This is a genomic window from Flavobacterium sp. UW10123 (assembly GCF_040538975.1).
Taxonomy (GTDB): Bacteria; Bacteroidota; Bacteroidia; order Flavobacteriales; family Flavobacteriaceae; genus Flavobacterium.
The window spans coordinates 59,896-83,402 of sequence record NZ_JBEWQE010000009.1 but is presented as its reverse complement, the minus strand read 5'-3'; the positions used below and the strand labels follow the sequence as shown (position 1 = coordinate 83,402).

Genomic DNA, 23,507 nt, shown 5'->3' with positions numbered 1-23,507 from the left:
TTTTTTTTATTTATAACTTCTTTGAACTAATTTAATGTTTTCGTAATTAAGAGGTTCTTTGTGTAATACTGCATCACTTGGTTTCCCTTTGTATTCCCAAGCTGCAACGTATGCAAAGTTTTCGTCGTCACGAAGTGCTTCTCCTTCTTCTGTTTGGTATTCCTCACGGAAGTGACCTCCACAAGATTCGTTACGGTGTAAAGCATCTTTTGCGAACAATTCTCCTAATTCTAAGAAATCGGCAACACGAGTTGCTTTTTCTAATTCCTGATTAAATTCGTTAGCGTTTCCAGGAACTTTTACATCTTTATAAAACTCTTCACGTAAAGCAGCAATTTCTTCGATAGCTTCAGTTAAACCTTTAGCGTTACGAGCCATACCTACTTTATTCCACATAATTTTTCCAAGTTTTTTATGGAAATAATCTACAGAATGTTTACCGTTGTTGTTGATGAAGTTATTGATTTGATCTACAACTGCTTTTTCAGCTTCAACGAATTCTGGCAAGTCTGTAGAAATTGGTCCCATTTTAATATCTGGAGCTAAATAATCTCCGATAGTATATGGCAATACGAAATATCCATCAGCTAAACCTTGCATTAAAGCAGAAGCTCCAAGTCTGTTTGCTCCGTGATCAGAGAAGTTAGACTCTCCAATTGAGAAACATCCAGGAATTGTTGTCATTAAGTTATAATCAACCCAAGTCCCACCCATTGTGTAGTGAACCGCTGGATAAATCATCATTGGTGTAGTATAAGGATCTTCGTCAACGATTTTGTAATACATTTGGAATAAGTTTCCGTATTTACTTTTCACGATTGCAGCTCCCAATTTAGTTACCAACGCAGCATCTTTATCATCTAAACCTTTTACATAAGCATCTTCAGTTCCGTAACGTTTGATAGCTGCTGCGAAATCTAAGTAAACTGCTTCTCCAGTTTTGTTAACACCAAAACCAGCATCACATCTTTCTTTAGCTGCACGAGATGCAACGTCACGAGGCACTAAGTTACCAAAAGCAGGATATCTTCTTTCTAAGAAATAATCTCTTTCGTCTTCAGATAAATCAGTTGCTTTTTTCTTTCCTTCACGGATAGCCTGAGCATCTTCTAATTTTTTAGGAACCCAAATACGACCGTCATTACGTAAAGACTCAGACATCAAAGTCAATTTAGACTGGTGATCTCCTGAAACTGGGATACATGTTGGGTGAATTTGCGTGTAACAAGGATTTGCGAAAAATGCTCCTTTTTTATGAATTTTCCAAGCTGCTGTTGCGTTACTTCCCATAGCATTTGTTGAAAGGAAAAACACGTTTCCGTATCCTCCAGAACCAACTACTACCGCGTGAGCAGAATGTCTTTCTATTTCTCCAGTGATTAAGTTACGAGCGATAATACCTCTCGCTTTTCCGTTCACGATTACAATGTCAAGCATTTCGTGACGGTTGTACATTTTAATTTTTCCACGACCAATTTGACGGTTCATTGCAGAATAAGCTCCTAACAATAATTGCTGTCCAGTTTGTCCTTGTGCGTAGAATGTACGAGAAACCAAAGTTCCTCCAAAAGAACGGTTATCTAAAAGTCCACCGTATTCACGAGCCAATGGCACCCCTTGAGCCACACATTGGTCAATAATATTACCTGAAACCTCAGCCAAACGATAAACATTTGCCTCACGAGCACGGTAATCCCCACCTTTTACAGTATCGTAAAATAATCTGTAAATAGAGTCACCGTCACCTTTATAGTTTTTTGCCGCGTTGATACCTCCTTGTGCAGCGATAGAGTGTGCACGACGTGGAGAATCTTGGAAGCAGAATGCTTTTACGTTATATCCTAACTCAGCCAAAGTAGCCGCAGCCGAACCTCCAGCCAAACCTGTACCAACAACGATAATATCAAGATTACGTTTGTTAGCAGGGTTTACTAAATTAATATGATCTTTATAATTTGTCCATTTGTCCGCTATAGGACCATTTGGAATTTTTGAATCTAATGCCATTATAATTGATATTAATTATTGAAATGATGAAATAAAGCGATAATTACAAAAAGCGCTGGAACTAAAACTGCAAACCAGTAACCTACTTTTGATAAAAATCTAGAGTATTTGTTGTGCATCCCTACAGATTGAAGAGAAGATGCAAACCCATGCCATAAGTGGAATCCTAAAAGGATGAAAGACACACAGTATAAAGCTGTACGAATTGGGTCGTGAAATTTGTGAACTAACTCACCATAATACCTTGTAGCATCTGGTGCTGTACCTGCAATATATTTGTAGGTAACTTCAGGAAACCAGAAATCATAAAAGTGCAATCCCAAGAAAGCTAAAATAACCAATCCAGAAATAATCATATTTCTAGAACTCCAAGAAGCGTTTGCAGCTCCGTTGTATTTAGCGTATGCGATTGGTCGTGCTGCGCTGTTTTGAGCCGTAAGTACAAATCCCATTACGAAATGGAAAATTACTCCGAATGCCAAAATTGGCTGCATTACGTACTGAATCAGCGGATTGTATCCCATAAAGTGAGAAGCTTCGTTGAAAACGTCTTCACTAATAATAGAAATAAAATTTAAGGAAACATGCAGCGCTAAAAACGTGATTAAGAATATTCCCGAAAGAGCCATAGCTACTTTCTTTAAGATGGAAGCATTCAATAGTGCAGATTGTGCCATAAGTGTTAAGTAGTTTGTTTTAAAAAATTACACAAAAATAATTCAATTACAAAAGAACTACAACCATTTCGCTGTTATTTATAATGATTTTAAAATAGCTTTATTCTACGTATTTTTACGTACAAAAACAAAGCTGCTAAAAAATAATTCACTATGGAAAATTAAAATACTGCTTTTTAAGTGATAGCAAGGAAATTCGATTCTAAGTAGATTACCAAAAATTTATCATATTGTTATTTTATTCAAACATTTGATTTATTTTCTTCAAAAGTGCTGTCGAGCAGAAATTTTGTCTAAGTAAAAAATTGTCATTCCGTAACATAGTTTTACCTTTAGCCGCTCAAAAAAATAAGAATGAAAACAGGAATTGATGCTATTTCGTTTGATGTAGCAAACATACATTTACCCATAAAAACTTTGGCTGTTGCCAGAAATATTGAACCCGAAAAACTAGAAAAAGGTCTTGGTTTATTGAAAATGACTTTTCCAGATGTACATCAGGATGCAGTTGTTTTTGGAGCAAATGCTTTAACCAAACTTATCATTGATAATAAAATTGACTTAAAAGAAATCAGCCGAATCTATGTTGGTACCGAAAGTGGTGTTGACAGTTCTAAACCAATTGCTTCGTACTTAATCAGTTTAATGGAGCAGAAATTTGGCGAAGATGCTTTAGCAGAATGCGATGTTGTAGATTTTACCTTTGCTTGTATTGGTGGAGTCGATGCGATGCAAAACTGTCTTGATTTTGTAAAATTAAATCCAACTAAAAAAGCAATTGTAGTTGCAACCGATTTTGCAAAATACGACTTAAATTCGGGCGGAGAATATACGCAAGGTGCTGGAGCTGTTGCTATGTTAATTACCGCAAATCCGAAAATCATTGCTTTTGATGACAATTGGGCAACAAGTACAAAAGGTGTTTTCGATTTCTTTAAACCGTACAGAACAATTTCTAAAGAAGAAATCACAAAAAATACCAACAACGATTCTTGGTTTGACAATCTAGAAGCTGAAATCGAAATCCATAAAGATCAGCCGGTCTTTGACGGTCAATATTCAAACCAATGTTATATGGATCGTACGCGTAATGCTTACTTTTCATTCAAAAAATTAAAAAACACTACCGAAACTTTATATAACACTTGGCACAGTATCGTGATGCACTTGCCATATTCTTTCCAAGGTCGCAGAATGTTATCTGAAATCTACGCTTTAGACAGTGCCGAGAAAATTATTGCCGATGATATTGCTCCAGCCGATTATCAGACAAAAATTAAAGAAGTTGCAAAATCTGAAGATTACAGAAATTTTGTAACCGAGAAATTACAGCCTGCAGAATTGGCTTCTTCTTTAATAGGAAACCTTTATACAGGCTCTATTTTCATGGGATTGCTATCTACCTTGGCGCATTTTTATGATACAAACAAAGAAGTTGCCGGAACTAAATTCGGTTTCTTAGCGTACGGAAGCGGATCGAAATCGAAAGTTTTTGAAGGAACGATTCAGCCAGAATGGAAATCGGCTTTAGAAAATGTAAAACTTTTTGAAAATTTAGCCGAAAGCGTAGAAATTGATTTCAATACTTACGAAAGTCTTCATAAAAAAGAACAAAAACAAAGCATAAAAACTCCAAAAAACGAATGGGTTCTTGACCGAATCGAGAAAGAAATTCCTGTTTTGATTGGGGCGAGGTATTATAAATGGGTGGATTAATCAAATTTTTGAAATCCCAAATTCCAAATACAAACCGAAGTTTAAATAGCTTCGGTTTTTTTTTAATCGTTTTCTTTTACGTCGTAATGTTCTTTTATTTCAAGCAAGATTCTATATGTAGCCCACATATTTCTTTCCTTCTTTCTTCTTGCCCAAAAACCATAAATCCATACTGTAGTTAATTGAGTACTATATAAGCTTTCTCCATTTCTATCAGCATTTTTCTTAATTAGCTGTAAAACTGCTGGTGAAACATAAGGCTGAATCTTTCTATAGTAAACCATAGGATGTTTCCCAGAAGAAATCATACTATCGTAAATATTCTCTAGAGCATTCATGTCTGGATCTAATTGATCAATATCATAGCAACTTTTAATAAGAGCATCTACTAATAGATTTAAATTGGAGTCGTAATAAACTTTATTGGATATAAAAGCATAAATTAAAGGACGGTAATTTTGAAATGTGTCTTCAAGATCTTTTGAATTATGCCTAACCATTTTAATTATATCAAGAATTCCATAAGAATTATTTGAATGAAGTCCCATCTGAATTGATCTTCTAATTTCCATAAAAGACTGATCTTTTTTCAGCTTCAAAAAATCCGATAAGAAACCCCTAAGAAAACCTTGTGTTTCATGCCAATTGTAATTCTCAAGTATCCCTTTAAAATAAACTTCCTTCTCTATTTCGGGATAACTAAAATCTTTAATTCCATAATAATCATCTTCATAATCTCTGACTTTATCAAGTTCTTGACGAATAGTCAAACTATCTATTGCAAAACTATCTATAACAGCATAGGCAGTATCAGTCCTCATTACAGTCGACTCATCTACTTCAGGAATTGTTTCTAAATTGTCTACTATTTCATTTTTAGAATACTGAAGTGTCAATAGATTATCGAATCCGATAAATAATAAACCTCCAAAAACAAGCACCGAAAGAAAAATCATTAAAACGGAAAGGATTGGGCTCACCTCGTTTACAGAATTTTTTATTTTAAGAAAAATAGCAACAAAGAGACTTGCAATAAATACAATTCCTAAAAAAACAGAAAAACGTATTCCGAAATCCCCATAACTTTTTATACCGATTTTTAAACTGAAAACTATGCTAGCGAGAAAACAAAGAAGTACAATTGAACTGAAAACTACATTTACCAAAAAAGAATTACGCCAGAATTTATCTTCGTCGTTTTGAGTGTTTTCATCAGAATCGGAATTAATAACCGCCACTATTACGCGTTGAATTGCTATTGAAAATCCCAACACGAAAAAAAGAGAAAAACCAATGAGTAGTAAAGCAATTTTTGAAATTACCGCAAAATCAATTTGATCCTGAATAGTATAGAATAAAAAAGCAACTGCAATTAATACGAAAAACTGAACTATTAAAATTATTTTGTAAGATTTTATCATTTTCTCTTAGACATTTATTTGTAATGCGCTTTAATTTCCTTTAATATTTGTGCAGCTTCTTTTACGCTTCCGTCTTTATTTCTTCTTGCCCAAAAACTATAAAACCAAACAATATCAGAACTGTTAGAGCAATAAATTTTATTTCGCTTAAGTTCTCTAAGTGCATAAGACGAACAATATTTCTTTAATCCAGGCAAGTATCCTCCAATGTTTGTTTCACTAGAATCTGCTGGATCAATTTCCATAACTCTATAAATTTCATTCAGTTTTTCAGTATCTGTACCTACATCATCATAAGCCATTAATAATCCATCTACAATTTCATCAAAATGTTTGCTATGGTAAGTTTCCTCAGAAAGGACATCATAAAAAATTGATTTATAATTTTCAAATACTGAATAAAGTTCTTTAGGACGATCTTTTAAATTTTCGATATAATTAAGCAGATAAAAGTAAGTGTCTGGCAGATCTGTATCTGGATCCATTTCATTAGACACGAAACTCCTTACGCTTGAAAATTCATCGCCCCAACCTGTTTTGCCTCCAAATAAGTTTTCTGCTATTGCGTTCCATGAATCTTCAAGTCTAGTTTTATCTATTTCTATAGGCTCCTCAAGTTCTTTGCTTTCTTCATGATTTTCTTCGCCTTCTTCTCTTTCTTCATAATTATCATATCCATCATAATCTCCAACTTCCTCTTCACCTTTTCTTGGTGCTTTTCTTTCGTTCTTAGCTATTTTATAACTTTCAGATGCTTCATGAAATTTCCCCATAAAAAGAACGTCGCCAAAAACCGAAGCGCCAATAATAAAAAAGCTAAAAATTAAACAAATTACAGCAAGTGCTTTATTTGTTTTCCAATTGATTCCGGCCATTAAAAAAAACGAAGCAGTTACCAAACTTATCACAACAACAAGCAAAGCTCTTAAAACTATAGAACCGTAAAAGAACACAGGCTGATCTATAATAATTGAATCTTCACGAGAAATTATGGCAGAAAAAACAGTAATTGCAGCAACAAAAAAAACATTACTATAAAATGCAAACTTCCAAAAATTCTGCTTTCGCTTTATTTTCAAAATCTCTGCTTCATCATCCTGCAGAATATCTTCTTGTTTTGAAAACAAACTAAAAAGCGCAAGAACCAAACCAATACCAAAAATTAGCAACGGAACCGCATATCCATAATTAAATTCATACGGATGTAGCTGTCTAATTCTGAGTATTTTTTGCTCTCTGAAATTGGAAACAACCAAAAAACCAAGTAAAAGAAGGGGAATAAATTGTAGTATTACGGCGTTTTTAAAAAATCTGGTTTTACGATCCATATTAAACTTTCATGTAAGAATTTGCCCAAAATTATTAAAAAAATTTTAACTCGAAAAATATTGCTAAAAATGATTTTTGATTTTCAGCATTTTATTCAAAACCTTTGTCAAAGTTTAAAACTTTGACAAAGGCCTCTGACAAGAAAAGCATTCTCTAATTATCTCATTGACTAATTTTCTAATTAGAAAAAATCAATCCTTCTTATGCTGTTCAGTATAATTTCGATTTCCTTTAATTCGGGTATCTTCAGTATGCATTCCGTTTGCCATGCCTAGCATAAAGGCTGTAATTACTATTATAAGTTTTCTTTTTATCCAATGAAGAAGTCGCTCAGATTGCTCCAAGCGAGAATTTTTATTTTGTTTATACATTTTGAAAATGATAAATGATTAGACATTATTATTTCATCTGTGCTTAGAAATAAATTTCCTTAAGCGTTGTATAAACTTTTACCGAAGTGTTTTGCAGTGATTATTTCATTTATAAAAACAGATTGATTTATAAATGACATTAGATTTTGATGAAGCAGATTTTGCAATTTCAGCAATTTCTTTATTTGAAAAGTAAAGACATTTTCAGTTTTAAGAAAATTCAAAACAATTGAAAATCTTATTCCATTCCAAGAAACAGCTTGTCCGAATTTATATAAACGAGAATTCTTAAGATTTAATTCTCTTCTTAAAACTACACATGAAGACTGATAATATTCTGCCGATTTAGATTGAGAATATAAAGCACCATCGCCCACAATCACGACAAAAGTCAGAAAGAGTGCAATTAAGTATTTTATATGTTTTTTCAATCTTTTAAGTTTTAGATTATAGAACGAAAATACGATTTTTATTCGTTCAACACTTTTTTGGTTTCATTTTTATAGAGCAACAATCCCAATCCCAAAACAAAAATCAAACAACTCAACAACATATAAACTCCGTTTTTTAAAACAAAAAACGAAAATCCAACAGCGACCGAACCAAAAACTACCATTAAAGATTTTACGGTTTCTGTTTTTATAAAAGTAAATGCGTGCAAAGCCAAACCAAAAAAAAGCAAAGACGGACCAACAGCCACGAATGGATAAAAAATTAATGGAGAATTACTAATTTGGCGATTTAATGCCTCTTTTGCGATTTCGTTGTTTCCGTAACTTGACATGATAAAATCGATTGCACAAAGTCCGATGTGAGCAATAACACCTAAAGTTGTCAGCGCAGAAGCAACAGTACTTATTTTGCTTTTAGTAAATGCATCATTAAATGACAATAAAAAGCAAGCTCCAATTAAATTGAACCAATGCGCAAAATCTATCGAGGTATTGAAACTCGGAAAAATGTTAGAAAATAATAAATAACTGGCTAAGAAAAATAGCAATCCGATCGTGCAAAAATGTTTTGTTTTCATAATTTGTTTTAAAATTGATGAAGCAAAACTAGAACGAAAATTTACCTAAAAACCCTATTTTATTGACTTAGGTACGAAATGCATTGTTTTAGGTACAAAATTACAATGCCAATAAAACATCTTTATAATTTCTAGAAACTGGAAGTTCTATTTGAGTTAAAATAATTGTGTTTGCATTTCGCCAAGATTTAAAATGCGACGGATTTATTAAATGTGAACGATGAATTTGCACTAAAAAATGGAAATCTTCCTGAACTTTTTTGAGAGAAGATCGAATAAGTTTCGAATGGAGTTTATCATTTTCGAGATAAAAAATCTCAACATAATTTTGTGCATTCGAAATACAAACCAAATCGGATTTGTTGATTCTTAGGATATCTAATCTGTTTTCTCCTTTAAATAGTAAAAAATCGTCTTTTGCAGGAATTAGTTTAATTAAATATCTTCGTGCGAGAATAATCACAGGAGTTATGATTAGAGCCACTTTTATAAATATTATCGAAAAGAATTCTAAAAAAGTATATCCGCCATTTAAAATTGGACTTTTATAAAAAGTAAAAACACCAATTAAATAGAGTAAATGAAACAGAAAAATGGCTGTTATTTCTAAACCGATATTCCACTTCCTTATTCTTTTGTAAAAGCTTTTTTGAATAAAAGCTAAAAGACCATAACACAAAAATGCCATTACACTAAAACCAAAACTGATTAAAAACCACGCTCTGAAATTTATAGTTCCGTCATCAAAAGGTTTTATAATGAATGCAAAAATGAAAAGCCACAAACCAATTAGCAAACCGATTACAAGATTATGTTTTATGGAGGCATTTAACTGTTTCACTTTTGGTTAGATTTTAAAGTTTCATTTCCATAATAGGCATAAAACGGTTTTTTATAGAAGTTTCGAATTCTCCAATTTTTACAAATCCCATTTTGGCATAAAAATTCTCGGCGTTTGGTTCTGAATCCAATGTTATTTTTTCTATTCCAGTTTTTTTAATTCGGTTTAAGAAATCGAGAAGCAAATATTTCCCAAATCCTCTGCCAATATGTTCCGGTAAGATAAACAAATTATCGAGTTCGATTATTTTTTCGTCTTTTAAAACATAAGAATAGTAACCAATAATTAAATCACTATCGACCAGCTTAAAAACGCTATTATTTCTAATATAATCTTGAGAAATGGTTAATTTTTTATCCCATTTCTGAATTTGCTCTGCCGAATATCCCCAATAAGCTTTTGCCTTTTTGGTTATTGAAGTTAGGATTTCGTTATCAGTTATTTTTGCTTTTTCTATTTTCATTGGTTTTTAAAATTAGAACCGACTGATCTTTGTCATTCTGAGGAACGCTACCTATAAATCGTAAACTTATTATGACTCAAAGTAAAACCCAAATTCTCATAAATTGCAACATTTTCTACTCGCTTTTTATTTGTGGTTACTTCGATGCTTTTTAAACCATTTTGTTCAGCAAAATCTAAAATCTCATTTATCAATACTCTTCCAACGCCTTGACCGCGATATTTTTGATTAATAAAAAATTCCTGAATCTCACCAACCAACCCACAATGATGCAGCAGATTCTGAGTATGAAAACTAATAAATCCTACGCCTTCATTTTCGTTTTCGGCAATTAGATACAGATTTTTTGGGTTTGAAATGTTTTCATTGAATATAATTTGGAAAACTTCAAAATTCAAAACTTCATTTTCGAGTTCGCATATTGATTTATAGACGAAGTCTAGATCTTGATTTTCAATTTTTCTAATTTTAATCTTTGGCTTCATATTAATTTACAAATTCCCATAAACCACAATATAATCTGCATAAGACAACTTATCATTTAGCCAATTAATAAGTTTTTTTAAAAACAATTTGACTTTTTCATCATTAGTCTCAATCTGATTTATTTTTTTGACGATTTCTTTACATGTTTTGTTGTCAAAAAAATTATCCCCTAAAACATCAAATTCATCTTCAATTAGATTATTCCAAGGATTTTGTATTGGATAAACTGACTTAAAAGCTTCTATAACGATATTAAAATCTTCTGTTTGAATAAAAACATCATTCCTTTTCAATGTTTTGTAAAATTCTCCTTTAGCATTTTCTGGCCATAAAATAAAACCGATTTTTGAAACAGGATTATTCCCTGTTGCCATAATAACTGGCTTTTGATTGATTCCTTCAATCGTTTTTATTACATCGCAATTACAAATATGATATTCTTTTCTTGCAGTTTCTTCTTCACATTCAGTTTTCTCACAAATCTCCTTAATGTTTTCATTATGAAAATCTAGTTCAGAAAGTACAACATCACCATTATTCTTCTTTAAAAGCCGAATTGCTTCGTTTAAAGGAATTGAGATTTTAGTTCTTAATATTTTTACACTTTCATTCATACTTCGTTACAGATATTCATTCAGCCCAAGTCGTTCAAATTTCTGTTTATATTTTTGAACATATCCATTCCATTTCTTTTGATTTTTATAAACCGAAAAAGCATAATCAACAGTTTCTTTGCTAAAATGATTCCCAAAAATATTATCCAAATATTCAATTTCTGAAACTATTACTTGTTTTAAAACCTGCACTTTATCAATTCCAGTTGCTTTGCAAGCTTTATCCAGCCATAATCCTTTTCCAATTTTTACGTATTCTACAAGAAGATTTTCTGTTATAAATGGAGAAGGAACATCGTTGATATCTGGTTCATGTCTTCCGTTTTTAAAAACCAATAGTATCAATTCTTCCGAATAATATGCTGACGGAATTAATCTCAACATTGTTCCACTTTCAGCTGCTTTAAAAGAAAGTTCTTTTGTAATAAATTCATCAGGAATTACCTGAATTGCAAAACCATCTTTACTGACTAATTTTTCGCAGAGTTCAAAAGTTATTAAATCCTGATCGACAAACGGCAAAGCATGAAAGGTAATATTCAATGCCAGATTACAAAGTTCTCCGGTTTTAAATTCTTTTGGAACCAATTTTAAATCTCTGTAATTTGCCAAAACACGATTACGCCAATATTGGTAAGTTTTCGTTGGTGGATTATTTTGTTTTAAAACCAAGTCGCCTCTTGCCAAATCCCGTTCCAATTCTTCAAAAGTTTCAATTAACTGATTATCGAGTAGTTTTCGGAGTTCGTTTGAGATAATTTCGTCGTCAGTTTCATCATCATATTCGCATTCATTTCTTGGATCAATTTCATCTCTATCATTATAATAAAACAAGTCTATTTTCTTTTCTCCAAATGCTGTATTATGATCAGTTACAATAAAAACTGGAGAATTTATAGAACCCGAACAATTAAAACTTCCATGATTGTAATACGTCATCACGACTTCTTTTGCTGTAACATTTCCTTTTACTTCAACATTTGCACCGCCAAGCAAAAGACTTTGACAATTTACGCTTCCGCTAATGAAAACATACGGACCATAATCTCCTTCGGCATTAATAATTGAACCACTAACAGAAAGATTTCCATTTATAAAAATACCTTCAATTCTTATTTCTTCTATTTTTTTAGCTGGAAGATTTAGCAATTTGGCCAGCCATTTCTTTTCTTTTTCTTCATAAAGATCTAAATAAAAACTTCCTTCAAAATTGACATCTTCTTCTGCGGTAAGAAAAAAATCTTCGTCATTCCAATCTTCATATAAATCGAAATTTTCATCTTCAACTAAAAAAAGATATTTGGATTTAATTTCGGCTATTGTAATTAATTTGAAATTGAAAGTCTGCATTTTATTAATATTAATCGAAGTTGATTTTTTGAATATCAAGATTACACAATTCTAAATTCAAAACCTATTCAATAGTCAGAAAAATTGTATTTTTACTCCGCAAAAAAGAACTTTGCAACTGCAAACTTGTTTTCTGCATAAACCAAAAAGGTAAAAGAATTTTAAATATCTTTGAATCATGAGCACAGCAATAAAACCAAAACATATCGGCAGAAACATTAGCCGAATTAGAGAACTGAGAGATATGAAGCAGGAAGCGCTTGCTATTGCACTTGGCGTTAGTCAGCAATCTATTTCTAATCTCGAAGGAAGTGAAAACGTTGATGACGAAAAACTAAGCAGAGTTGCAGAAGCTTTGGGAGTACCAGCAGAAGTAATCAAGAATTTCTCTGAAGAAGCTGTTTTTAATATTATCGGAAACACCGCAGAAAATAGTTCTTCAGTTGTTAGTTTCGGATGTACTTTTAATCCGTTGGACAAACTTCTTGAAACTTTTGAAGAAAATAAAAAACTTTACCAACAGTTAATTCAAGCTGAAAAAGAGAAAGTGGCGCTTTTGGAAAAGTTACTTGATAAGAAATAGAAATTGATTTTTATAAAAGAAAAAACCGAAGTTTAGTAAACTTCGGTTTTTTTATGCTCATAGTTTTGTCATTCTGAGGAACGAAGAATCGCACTAGAAGCTCTACAAAGATTGACAAATTTTGTGTTTATCAATCTTTGTAGAGTTACTTGCGAAGATTTCTCCTTCGTCGAAATGACAAGATTGTGGTTATCTACTACTTCGAAAAGAAAAAATCGGCCAAATCTGCTAAATCTGCGTGAGATAAAATTGTCAATCTTTGTAGAGTTACGAGTGTGATCTCTCCTTCGTCGAGATGACAAAAATGAGAAAAAATCCATTTAATCCGTAAAATCTGTGGCTAAAAAATTAGAACCAAAACAAATAAGAAAACTTTAATAAATCAGCTATACGCCACTAATTCAAAAATCATTAATTTTGAAATTCGAAGTTCAAAAACGAAATAATTATGAAATATCATCAAATAAACAGCGCTCTTTTTGTAAAAAACCGCAAAAAATTCATGGCAGAAATGAAACCAAATTCAGTTGCCGTGTTCAATTCAAATGACATTTACCCAGTTAGTGCTGATAGTACTTTACCTTTTGCTCAACACAGAGATATTTTTTATCTGAGCGGGGTTGATCAGGAAGAAAGCGTTTTACTTTTGTTTCCAGATGCTCCTTACGAGCACCAAAGAGAAATGCTTTTCTTGAGAGAAACCAATGAACATATTGCAGTTTGGGAAGGTGAAAAACTAACTAAAGAACGTGCTTTTCAGGTTTCTGGAATTAGAACAGTTTATTGGTTACAAGATTTTCATAAAGTTTTGAACGAAATGATGACGTATGCCGATACGATGTACATCAACACAAACGAACATTACCGTGCAACTGTTGAAACAGAAACTCGTGAAGCTCGTTTTGTAAAATGGTGGAAAGAGCGTTATCCTGCTCACAATGTTGCAAAAAGCAACCCGATTTTACAAAGATTGCGTTCTGTAAAAGAAAGCGAAGAAATCGATTTGATTCAGCACGCTTGTGATATTACAGAAAAAGGTTTCCGCAGATTATTAGGATTCGTAAAACCAAATGTTACAGAATATGAAATTGAAGCTGAATTGGCTCACGAATTCATCAGAAATCGTTCTAAAGGTTTTGCTTATATGCCAATTATCGCTTCTGGAAACAATGCGAATGTTTTGCATTATATCGAAAACAATCAGCAATGTAAAGATGGAGATTTGATTTTGTTAGACGTTGCTGCAGAATATGCAAATTATTCAAGTGATATGTCTAGAACAATTCCAGTTTCTGGACGTTTTACAGATCGTCAAAAAGCAGTTTATAACGCAGTTTTAAGAGTAAAAAACGAAGCTACAAAAATGTTAACTCCAGGAACGCTTTGGAAACAATATCATGTTGAAGTGGGTAAAATCATGACTTCAGAATTGCTTGGTTTAGGTTTAATTGACAAAGCCGATGTTCAGAACGAAAATCCAGAATGGCCAGCTTACAAAAAATATTTCATGCACGGAACTTCTCACCACATGGGACTTGACACGCACGATTACGGATTGCTTCACGAACCAATGAAAGCGAATATGGTTTTCACGGTTGAACCGGGAATTTATATTCCAGCAGAAAAATTCGGAATCCGTTTAGAAGACAATGTTGTCGTTCAGGAAAAAGGAGAGCCTTTTAACTTGATGAGAAACATTCCTCTTGAAGCAGACGAGATTGAAACGTTGATGAATGAATAACTTCCTGATGAAAAAGATTTTTCTTCTTGGCTTTTTATTAGTTGCTGCAAATATTTTTGCTCAGACTGAAGGTTTTGCCGTAAATAATGACGGAAGCAAAACGTATTATAAAACATTCGGAAAAGGCGAACCGCTTTTAATTATAAACGGAGGTCCAGGAATGAATAGTAATGGTTTTGAAGATATGGCGAAAGTTCTGGGTGAAAGCCAACTCGCTATTATTTACGATCAAAGAGGAACTGGAAAATCGAAACTTTCAGAATTGGATTCTAAGACGATTTCGCTGAAATTAATGGTTGATGATATCGAATCATTAAGAAAACATCTTAAAATCAAAAAATGGAATATTCTCGGGCATTCTTTTGGCGGAATGTTGGGTTCTTATTATGCAACAATTTATCCGAATAGCATCAACAAATTGGTTTTATCTTCTTCTGGAGGTGTCGATTTATCTTTATTGAAAGGTCCAAATTTAATTGAATCTAATCTTTCTCAAATCGAAAAAGATTCTATGAATTACTGGAACGATAAAATAGAGAAAGGCGACACTTCGCATAAAGCAAGACTTGGACGCGGACGCGCAATGGCTCCAGCGTATGTTTACGATCAGAAATTTATTCCGATTATTGCCGAAAGATTAACGCAGGGAAATTCGACAATCAATAGTTTGTTGTGGGCAGATATGCAGAAAATGAATTTTGACTGTAAGGCCAAATTGAAAAACTTCAAAAATCCTGTTTTAATTATTCAGGGAAAAGAAGATATTATTAGCAATGAAATTGGAGAATTAGCACATCAGACTTTTCCAAACTCAAAACTAATTTTATTAGAACACTCAAAACATTACGGATGGCTTGATGCGAGAGAAAAGTATTTCTCGGATATCAATTCATTTTTAAAATCATAAAAATCAAAAAGCCCTTAATAGTATTAAGGGCTTTTTAAATTATATAAATCGTTTACTATCCGATTTTTGAAATCTGAACATCCAATTGGAATTTGCCGTCAGCTTCATTTCCGTTGATTAGATCAAAAAGCTCTAAAGCTCTTCTTGCGTTTTTCTCTTCTTCTCTTTGCTCAGCTACGTACCACATCATAAAATCTTCTGTAGCATAATCATTTTCAGCTCTACATTTTGCAATCACTTTATTGATTGCCTGAGTAACTGCAATTTCGTTTTGCAAAGCAATTTCGAATACTTCTCTAAAAGAAGCAAATTCTTGCTGCACCTCTGGAACAGATGGCGTAATGGCAATCCCTCCCATATCTGTAATGAATTTGAAAATTTTTAGAAAATGCTCTCTTTCTTCTTCAGCTTGCTTATACAAATAAGATGCTGTATTAGCATATCCGTTTCTATCTAACCATGCTGCCATAGCTAAATATTTGTTAGAAGCATCACTTTCTAATTTTGCCTGTAAATTCAATATATTTTCTACACCTTCAGTTAATGAAGTACGTGTTCTTAGTAAATCTTTCATAACCTTAAATTTTTATACGTGTAAAATTACAAAAATTAAAGAAGGCATCTGTAACTGCTTGAAAATTTGGATTTAATCTAAGTAAGAATCTAAATAAGCTCGACGTCGACAATATTACAAAGCATAGAATGCAATGTAAGGGTAAATTTAGTTCCGTTTAATAAATCTCTCAACTGCACTATTTCGCAGATAGTAAGATTTCTAGAAAAATTTCTTTTGGTAGTTTCAATCAACTGAGCATCTGACTGGTCAGACAAGTCATAAAGCATGTTAAGAATGTCAACGCTATTAACCTTTCTTTGAAAAATCAAAAAATCCTGAATTTTATAACTTGACACTGTATCAACAAAATTGATAATTATACTATTGGTCAAATCACATTGATAACTGTATCCTTTTTCGGTTTCAAATAATACTTTGGTGGTCAAATCACTAACTAATGCCATTCTGATAAAATATAATAACGGTGCAAAAATATAGAATTTAATGGAATAAAAAACATAATTAAGACTAATTTAAAATAACAAAATCATATAATGTTCTTAAAAACAGCCTAAGTAAACTAAAAGCTGTAACATTCCACACCATTTTTAGTCTAATTTTAAAAACAAAAAAACTTAAGAAATCATGCAGGCACACGAAATAGATTATCAGATTTTTGGAGAAGAAATGCAATATGTAGAAATAGAACTCGATCCGCAGGAAATTGTAATTGCCGAAGCTGGCAGTTTCATGATGATGGAAAACAATATCCAGATGGAAACGATATTTGGAGATGGTTCTCAACAACAAGGATCTGGTTTGTTTGGCAAACTTTTAAATGCAGGTAAAAGAGTTCTTACTGGCGAAAGTTTATTTATGACAGCATTTTTAAACCAAGGAAATACTAAAAGCAAAGTATCATTTGCATCGCCTTATCCAGGAAAAATCCTTCCAATTGATTTAACTGAATTTCAGGGCAAATTTATCTGTCAAAAAAGTTCGTTTTTATGCGCTGCCAAAGGCGTGTCTGTCGGAATAGAATTCTCTCAGAAATTAGGACGCGGTTTATTTGGCGGTGAAGGTTTTATTATGCAAAAAATCGAAGGAGACGGAATGGCATTTGTGCATTCAGGCGGAACAATGGCTAAAAAAGTATTAGGTCACGGCGAAGTCCTAAAAGTAGATACGGGATGCATTATTGGTTTTACCAAAGATGTAGATTACGATATTGAATTTATTGGCGGAATCAAGAATTCTATTTTTGGTGGCGAAGGATTATTTTACGCTACTTTAAAAGGTCCTGGAACGGTTTACATTCAGTCACTTCCTTTCTCAAGATTGGCTGACAGAATTATTGCATCGGCACCAAGATCTGGCGGAAACAGTCGCGACGAAGGCAGTCTTCTTGGCGGACTAGGAAACCTTTTAGATGGCGATAATCGATTTTAATTAAAATGACTTTCAAGAACGAAAGCCATTTTAATTTTATTGCAAACACTATTTTGCTATAAATAAATTTATTTCTGTTTTAAAGATTTCTCAATTAAATCAATACGTCACGATATTTTACTTCAGCTTTCTTAACTTTGTTCTTCACAACAAAAAAAGTTCATTTTGAAAACGCTTTTATATAAAAACACTAAAATATCATACTCAGATTCTGGAACTGGAAACACAATAGTTTTACTTCACGGCTTTCTGGAAAACAAAAAAATGTGGAAAGATTATGTTGATTTTTTCTCAGAAAAATATCGTGTGGTTACAATCGATTTATTAGGTCACGGCGAATCTGAACCATTAGGTTACGTTCACGAAATGGAAGATAATGCAAATGCAGTAAACGAGGTTTTGGAGCATTTAAAAATTGAGAAAACTATTATTCTGGGACATTCAATGGGTGGTTATGTTGGTTTGGCTTTCGCCGAATTGTATCCGCAGAAAATACAGAAATTAGTTTTACTAAATTCAACTTCTAGAGAAGACAGCGCCGAAAAGAAAGTAAACAGGACACGCGCCATAAAAGCAGTAAAACAGAATTATATAAGCTTTGTTAGTTTAGCTATTGCAAATTTATTTAGCGAAAACAACAGAACACGATTAGCAGAAGAAATTGAAAAAGTAAAAGAACAAGCGCTTAAAACGCCATTGCAAGGAATTGTTGCTTCTTTGGAAGGAATGAAAATACGAAAAGACAGAGAATGGCTTTTAAAAGAAAACCGTTTTCCTGTCTTACTAATTTTAGGAAAAAAAGATCCTGTTTTAAATTACGAAGAAAGTCTTTCTCAAATTGAAGATACAACAGCAGAATTAGTTTCTTTTGAAGATGGACACATGAGCCAGATAGAGAACAAAGAAGCGTTAAAAACAGCTTTAAAGCATTTCTTTGAATAAAAAAGCTAAATAATAAAATCGAAAAAGGCCATTTCTAACCTAGGGTTGAAACAGCCTTTTTCTCATTCTTGGGGGCAAAATATCGTTATAACTTTGAAGTAATATCTTTTTTGTATTTAGATAAAGTCGCTCTTGTTAAACCAAGATTTGCTTTAGTCGAATCTACCGCTAAGTAGATAAAGTATCTTCCGTCTTCAGAAACATCAATAATATGAATCTGATCTGTCAGGGTAATTAAAATATCATTTATTTTTTGATCTAATCCTAAAGCTTTAATGGCATTTAATTTAGCTTTTACAACTTCTAAATTATAAGCCGAAGCCAATTCTGGATCAAAATCTGATTTTACTGTTAACGAACAATAAGACATTCCTGTTTCAACTTCTGTAACAGAAACAGCAATAAATCCGTTAATATTTTCTTTTAAATCGTTTTGAAAGTTTTGTAAAAAATCTGACATGTTTATTAAAATATTTGGTTTTAAATTAGTTGTTAAAAATAGAATCCATTTTTCTCAGCAATAATCCCATTTTACTTAAATCTTTAGAAAGCAACGCGATGCAATTATCATCTTGATTTTTGCTTGCTACAACAATTCCGTCGTTATTCTTGATCATTACTTGTTTAAGATCTCCGTTATTAACGTCTTCTGACATTTCAAGGCACATCTTTAAAATCATTCCGATCATTGCAGCAACGTTACCGTCGTATTCTAAATTAACAGACTCGTTTAAAATTCCATCAATATTAAAACTTAGTCCAGACTCTGCGCCAGTCTCTTCTACTAGTGTTTGTAAATCAATCATATTCTTTATTGTCATGTTTTTGGAGCGTCAAAGATATTTTAATAATAGTAATTGTGCGATAAACACTTGTTAAAAAAAGCTGCAGTATAACGCATTGAGTCACTTTTATTTATCATTTAATTAATCCTATTTTTTTGCAAAAAAAACGCAAAAAAAATTAACATAAAAAGCAAATAACATTAAAAACATAACATTTTGCTTGATAAAATTCATTTCTAAAATTAACATTTGCAGATTGTTGCATTTCGCAAAAGTTTTTCTATAGCTTTGCAAAAAATTTTATACAAATGAAAACTGTTGACGAATTACGCTTTGACTTAAATGTAAAATTGGAGAAGTTTAGAAGATTTCGCATTGAAAACGGACACATTAACACGACGACTTCTGGAGAAAAATCTAAAAAAGGTTTTTTCAAAAAAATGTTCAGCTAAAAGCGCTTATAGATTGCCGGATTTATCAAATAACCCTCTTGGACAAGTTCGGCTTCATTGTTGATTATCTGCAACTTACCATTTTTCAATAATTGTAAATCTGTGGCAATTTCTATTACTTTTCTATAATTATGATCTGTAATAATTATTCCCTTTTCTCGAGAATTTTCTTTAATTAACTGAAACACAGCTTCAATCATTCTTGGGGACAATCCACTAAATGGTTCGTCTAATAATACAAATTTTGAGTCGTTAGAAAGAATCAATTTTATTTGAAGATATCTTAATTCTCCAAAAGACAAATTTCTAATTTTTTGCTTTAAAAGGGACTTTAGAAAATCATCATCATACAAAATGTTCACTTTTTGTTTATCGACTGCTAACCGAATGGCTTGAAAAACCGACAAATTATTTGGAATAATCTGGTTTTGACATAAATAACTAATTTCATTTAACAATACAGATAAATTATTCTTAGAAATTCCATCAATAAAAACACTTTTATCCGAAACAGGTATTATTCCGACTATGATTTTAAACAAAGTAGATTTTCCAGAACCATTTCTGCCAAACAAACCAATTATTTGTCCTCTTTCTAATTTTAAATAAATATCTGAAAGCAATAATCTATTATTAAAGCTTTTTTGAATACCGCTTATTTCGAGAATATGCTTTTTCAAAATATTTCCCGAAATAAGATTAGACCTACCAAAAATAGGAGCACAAAAAAAAGGTTCAATAAAAAACTACAAAACAAAAGCCTCTTCTTTGAAATCCCGTTATTCATATAAAACAAGTATTCATTTTGACGGTAAACCTCTTTAAATCCAATACTTAATAGAAAACCTAGCGTGGCTATCACAACTAAAAATTGATTAAATCCTCCAAAAAAAGCTGTAACGGTGGAGAACGCCAAATTTACTATCAAAGTCGTCTTATAAAACTCAAATATGTTTCGAAATATTCTGATAAGGCATCTAAATTTTTTCCTCAAAAGGAATATTAACATCAAAAATCTCTCCTAGCAAATTAGCAATTTCTTCTAAGTAAGAATTTAATATCTGTGGCGTCACTATAACATCCAATTCTTTTTCTGCTTTAAAACCAAAAGGCAAAAATCCAGATTTTAAGTTCTTGAATGAAATAATACCAACTTCTATCGGAAGTCCGTCTGCTTCTTTTTCAAACATATAGGCATATGCCAGAACTTGAATTATTTTATCATTTTTAAGCTCTTGAGTCAATCCGTTCCATGTTTTCAAGACTACATTAGCCTTCTCTACCTTTCCGGTCTTATAATCAATAATTCTAATTTTTCCGTCTCGACGTTCAATACGATCGACATTTCCTTTAATTAAAACAGGAAATGGCAGTTTTGGATGAATAAACTCGCGCTCAAAAGTCTGCTCTAAAGCAACAATCTGAATCGCTTCATTATTTTTCACAGACTCTAACTCCATTTTCAGAAAATTAGAAACATTTCGTTTTGCGACTTCAAAAGCCAGAAGATTTCGTCCTTTTTTGATTTCTCCTTCTTTATAAACCAGTTTAAACTGCTTCAAAACTTCGTCATCTAATAATTTGAAACAATTGAGAAGATCTGTCTCCGAAATAAATTTCCCTATAAAAGGTTCATAAAGCGCTTTTAAGGTCTCGTGAATGATCGTCCCCAAAGTATTCAAAGCGATATTTTCTTCTACTTCTTCTACTTCACGAATTCTCAATATTTTCTGGAAATAAAACTCAATCGGATTCCTGATATAACTGGTCAATGCTGATGGCGAAAAACCATTAACAGCAATCTCTTTCAGCCTTTCCATCACCAATTCAGATTTAGGCACAGAAATAGGCTCATAAGCCGTATTTGGCAACTCAGGATTATAAATATCGAAAGTTATATTATGCTTAGACTTCTTTTCGACTTCTAATTGCGTAATAAAACGACTTCTTTCACCAGCGTCCAATCCGTCATTTTCAGTATTATAAATTAAATAAATATTTTTCGCCCTCTGAAGCAAATGATAAAAGTGATACGTATAAATCGCATCTTTTTCTTTAAATGTTGGAAGCCCTAGCTCTCTTTTGACATCATAGGGAATAAATGAATTCTGGGATTTTCCAGCAGGAAATTTCCCTTCGTTCATAGAAGTTATAATTACCGTTTCAAAATCCAAAACACGGCTTTCCAAAACCCCCATAATCTGCAAACCGCGCAATGGTTCACCTTCAAAAGACACTTCTGCCAAATCTATAATTTGCTTATAAATCGAATGAAGCGTATCAATATTGTCAATATGATGATGTTTCGAATAGTAATTAATAAGTTTATTAATCACTTTAAACACTCCATAAACAAAAGCTTTCGCTATTTTTTCTTCCTCATTATCATTACTAAAATGTTCTTTTATCGCAATTAATAAAGCCGAAATATTCTTTAAAACCGCAATAGATCCGCCCTCCCATTTTTCAAACATCAAATTAAAAAAAACTGAAGGTTCCGGATGAAGTTCCACAATTTTATGATGCGTTATAAACGTATAATTATTCTCTTTAATAATTCTTACCAGCCTTTGCGCATTTGCATAAGGCTCAACTAAAGGATGCGTTAAAATATCAAGTACATCTTTGTAGTAAAAGACATAACTTCCGCCCTTTCGAGAAAGCGCATTAGTGTGCATTTTAAATAATTTGGCAACAAAAATCTGCGACGGATTATTCTTTCCTGAATATCCCATCGTAATATTTAGCGCCCCAACTGATGCAGGAAGCGAATACAAAACCGGAACTAATAAATTTTCCTCACCAAGCACAACCGCAACTTTATCTAGTGAAGCATCTGGGTTCTGATCGATTAAATTTTCAATAATGCTTCCGGCCAATTTGGCTTGTCCAATTGTTTTCGGAGTCCCGATAACTTGAATATTTTTTGATTGCGAAAAATCATCAACAATCCATTCAAAAACATTTGATTTATAATATTTCCAACTTTCTTTAAATCGTCTTAAAAAGAGCCCCGCATCATGATACGGGTCATTTAGAAATGCTTGATCTGCATCCCAATAAATTTTTGCTTGATCTAGCGCCAATAAATGCTGTACAATTTTTTCTTCAGCAGCATTCAAAGCGTTGAATCCAGCAAAAATAAAAGTGCGATTTCCGATTGTATTTGAAAAATGATTCAGATTATTTACGGCTTCTCTATAAATCAACCCTTGATAACCAATCGATTTAAACAGTAAATGATTATATAATGATTCGTAATAAATGGGAAGTAATTTCCAGAAATCAATATAATTTTCTAAAAGTTTTGTTTTTTGATCAACTTCAAGTCCCCATCTCTTAATATCTTCAATATCTTTTAGATAAGACAATACATGTGAAGGGTCTAAAAGATATCTATCAATTTCATTAAAATCCTGCAAAAGAGTTTTAGCCCAATTTGCAAACAATTCAAATGACTGCTGGTTATTTTTTTCTGTAATAGATAGATATACCTCATAAAACTCAAAGAGAAGTTCAATCGAATCTATAGAACGAATTGACGCAACATCTTGAACAAAATCTTCTATACTTGTAATCTGCGGTGCAATTATAGTTTTTGAAGTTGCATTTTTAAGTGCTTCAATCAAGAAAACTTTTGCTCTTTTATTAGGAAGAATTATAGTTATCTCGGAAAGTTTCCCTACATAATCCTGAATTACAACAGAGGCAATTTTTTGAAGAAAAGAATCATTTATCATAGTATAAAAATAAAAAAAGCCATTCAATTAAGAATGGCTTTTCATTT

The 23,507-nt window shown here is 32.2% G+C and carries 24 protein-coding genes; 7 read left to right on the top strand and 17 right to left on the bottom strand.

The features are described 5' to 3' along the window. Positions 1-6: 6 nt before the first annotated feature. Positions 7-2,007: a fumarate reductase/succinate dehydrogenase flavoprotein subunit gene (locus ABXT06_RS11745; RefSeq protein WP_354590935.1), complete on the bottom strand. Its 2,001-nt coding sequence runs from the start codon at positions 2,005-2,007 to the stop codon at positions 7-9. 11 nt (positions 2,008-2,018) lie between these two features. Then, positions 2,019-2,684 carry a succinate dehydrogenase cytochrome b subunit gene (locus ABXT06_RS11740; protein WP_354590934.1) on the bottom strand — a complete coding sequence of 222 codons (666 nt, stop codon included), beginning with the start codon at positions 2,682-2,684 and terminating at the stop codon, positions 2,019-2,021. A gap of 354 nt (positions 2,685-3,038) precedes the next feature. Here ABXT06_RS11740 and ABXT06_RS11735 point away from each other — a divergent pair, with 354 nt between their 5' ends. Continuing rightward, positions 3,039-4,400 carry a hydroxymethylglutaryl-CoA synthase family protein gene (locus tag ABXT06_RS11735; RefSeq protein WP_354590933.1) on the top strand — a complete coding sequence of 454 codons (1,362 nt, stop codon included), beginning with the start codon at positions 3,039-3,041 and terminating at the stop codon, positions 4,398-4,400. 62 nt (positions 4,401-4,462) lie between these two features. Here ABXT06_RS11735 and ABXT06_RS11730 read toward each other — a convergent pair whose 3' ends face one another. The 9 genes from ABXT06_RS11730 to ABXT06_RS11690 all read right to left on the bottom strand — a co-directional run bounded on the left by ABXT06_RS11730 (position 4,463) and on the right by ABXT06_RS11690 (position 12,344). Next, positions 4,463-5,821: a hypothetical protein gene (locus tag ABXT06_RS11730; protein ID WP_354590932.1), complete on the bottom strand. Its 1,359-nt coding sequence runs from the start codon at positions 5,819-5,821 to the stop codon at positions 4,463-4,465. A 14-nt stretch (positions 5,822-5,835) separates the two neighbouring features. Next, positions 5,836-7,149 (bottom strand): hypothetical protein, encoded by a 1,314-nt coding sequence (locus ABXT06_RS11725; protein WP_354590931.1) that lies wholly within the window; start codon positions 7,147-7,149, stop codon positions 5,836-5,838. A gap of 431 nt (positions 7,150-7,580) precedes the next feature. Then, positions 7,581-7,952, bottom strand: a complete 372-nt coding sequence (locus tag ABXT06_RS11720; RefSeq protein ID WP_354590930.1) for a hypothetical protein — start codon at positions 7,950-7,952, stop codon at positions 7,581-7,583. 38 nt (positions 7,953-7,990) lie between these two features. After that, the gene (locus ABXT06_RS11715; protein WP_354590929.1) at positions 7,991-8,551 is read right to left on the bottom strand and encodes a hypothetical protein; all 561 of its coding nucleotides are present in this window, start codon (positions 8,549-8,551) and stop codon (positions 7,991-7,993) included. Positions 8,552-8,651: 100 nt separating this feature from the next. Beyond that, positions 8,652-9,392 carry a LytTR family transcriptional regulator DNA-binding domain-containing protein gene (locus ABXT06_RS11710; protein ID WP_354590928.1) on the bottom strand — a complete coding sequence of 247 codons (741 nt, stop codon included), beginning with the start codon at positions 9,390-9,392 and terminating at the stop codon, positions 8,652-8,654. A 13-nt stretch (positions 9,393-9,405) separates the two neighbouring features. Beyond that, entirely contained in the window at positions 9,406-9,855 is a 450-nt protein-coding gene (locus tag ABXT06_RS11705; RefSeq protein ID WP_354590927.1) for a GNAT family N-acetyltransferase, read from the bottom strand. Between the two features lie 47 nt (positions 9,856-9,902). Continuing rightward, a complete protein-coding gene (locus tag ABXT06_RS11700; protein WP_354590926.1) occupies positions 9,903-10,340 on the bottom strand; it encodes a GNAT family N-acetyltransferase in 438 nt (145 codons plus the stop codon). A gap of 6 nt (positions 10,341-10,346) precedes the next feature. After that, entirely contained in the window at positions 10,347-10,955 is a 609-nt protein-coding gene (locus ABXT06_RS11695; RefSeq protein ID WP_354590925.1) for a hypothetical protein, read from the bottom strand. 6 nt (positions 10,956-10,961) lie between these two features. After that, positions 10,962-12,344 carry a bactofilin family protein gene (locus ABXT06_RS11690; RefSeq protein ID WP_354590924.1) on the bottom strand — a complete coding sequence of 461 codons (1,383 nt, stop codon included), beginning with the start codon at positions 12,342-12,344 and terminating at the stop codon, positions 10,962-10,964. 139 nt (positions 12,345-12,483) lie between these two features. On the opposite strand from ABXT06_RS11690, the gene ABXT06_RS11685 reads away from it, so the two are divergent. The 3 genes from ABXT06_RS11685 to ABXT06_RS11675 all read left to right on the top strand — a co-directional run bounded on the left by ABXT06_RS11685 (position 12,484) and on the right by ABXT06_RS11675 (position 15,536). Continuing rightward, complete coding sequence (locus ABXT06_RS11685) at positions 12,484-12,888, top strand: helix-turn-helix domain-containing protein (RefSeq protein WP_177211798.1); 405 nt, start codon at positions 12,484-12,486, stop codon at positions 12,886-12,888. Positions 12,889-13,336: 448 nt separating this feature from the next. Continuing rightward, the gene (locus tag ABXT06_RS11680) at positions 13,337-14,629 is read left to right on the top strand and encodes an aminopeptidase P family protein (protein WP_354590923.1); all 1,293 of its coding nucleotides are present in this window, start codon (positions 13,337-13,339) and stop codon (positions 14,627-14,629) included. A gap of 7 nt (positions 14,630-14,636) precedes the next feature. Beyond that, entirely contained in the window at positions 14,637-15,536 is a 900-nt protein-coding gene (locus ABXT06_RS11675; RefSeq protein ID WP_354590922.1) for an alpha/beta fold hydrolase, read from the top strand. 55 nt (positions 15,537-15,591) lie between these two features. On the opposite strand, the gene ABXT06_RS11670 is transcribed toward ABXT06_RS11675, so the two are convergent. Together ABXT06_RS11670 and ABXT06_RS11665 are read right to left on the bottom strand one after the other, a co-directional pair. Next, entirely contained in the window at positions 15,592-16,110 is a 519-nt protein-coding gene (locus ABXT06_RS11670) for a ferritin (RefSeq protein ID WP_177211794.1), read from the bottom strand. Positions 16,111-16,199: 89 nt separating this feature from the next. Continuing rightward, positions 16,200-16,556 (bottom strand): hypothetical protein, encoded by a 357-nt coding sequence (locus tag ABXT06_RS11665; RefSeq protein ID WP_354590921.1) that lies wholly within the window; start codon positions 16,554-16,556, stop codon positions 16,200-16,202. 181 nt (positions 16,557-16,737) lie between these two features. Between ABXT06_RS11665 and ABXT06_RS11660 the strand changes: the two genes are divergently transcribed. Together ABXT06_RS11660 and ABXT06_RS11655 are read left to right on the top strand one after the other, a co-directional pair. Continuing rightward, entirely contained in the window at positions 16,738-17,541 is an 804-nt protein-coding gene (locus tag ABXT06_RS11660) for a TIGR00266 family protein (RefSeq protein ID WP_111365683.1), read from the top strand. Positions 17,542-17,706: 165 nt separating this feature from the next. Next, positions 17,707-18,483 (top strand): alpha/beta fold hydrolase, encoded by a 777-nt coding sequence (locus ABXT06_RS11655; protein WP_354590920.1) that lies wholly within the window; start codon positions 17,707-17,709, stop codon positions 18,481-18,483. Positions 18,484-18,568: 85 nt separating this feature from the next. On the opposite strand, the gene ABXT06_RS11650 is transcribed toward ABXT06_RS11655, so the two are convergent. Both ABXT06_RS11650 and ABXT06_RS11645 read right to left on the bottom strand, forming a co-directional pair. Further along, positions 18,569-18,943, bottom strand: a complete 375-nt coding sequence (locus ABXT06_RS11650) for a hypothetical protein (RefSeq protein ID WP_177211786.1) — start codon at positions 18,941-18,943, stop codon at positions 18,569-18,571. A 25-nt stretch (positions 18,944-18,968) separates the two neighbouring features. After that, positions 18,969-19,304: a roadblock/LC7 domain-containing protein gene (locus ABXT06_RS11645; protein ID WP_354590919.1), complete on the bottom strand. Its 336-nt coding sequence runs from the start codon at positions 19,302-19,304 to the stop codon at positions 18,969-18,971. 272 nt (positions 19,305-19,576) lie between these two features. On the opposite strand from ABXT06_RS11645, the gene ABXT06_RS11640 reads away from it, so the two are divergent. Then, entirely contained in the window at positions 19,577-19,720 is a 144-nt protein-coding gene (locus tag ABXT06_RS11640) for a hypothetical protein (protein WP_354590918.1), read from the top strand. Here ABXT06_RS11640 and ABXT06_RS11635 read toward each other — a convergent pair. Further along, entirely contained in the window at positions 19,717-20,400 is a 684-nt protein-coding gene (locus ABXT06_RS11635; RefSeq protein WP_354590917.1) for an ATP-binding cassette domain-containing protein, read from the bottom strand. The two genes, ABXT06_RS11640 and ABXT06_RS11635, sit on opposite strands and share 4 nt — an antisense overlap. 297 nt (positions 20,401-20,697) lie before the next feature. Next, the gene (locus tag ABXT06_RS11630; protein WP_354590916.1) at positions 20,698-23,460 is read right to left on the bottom strand and encodes a PD-(D/E)XK nuclease family protein; all 2,763 of its coding nucleotides are present in this window, start codon (positions 23,458-23,460) and stop codon (positions 20,698-20,700) included. Positions 23,461-23,507: the final 47 nt, after the last annotated feature.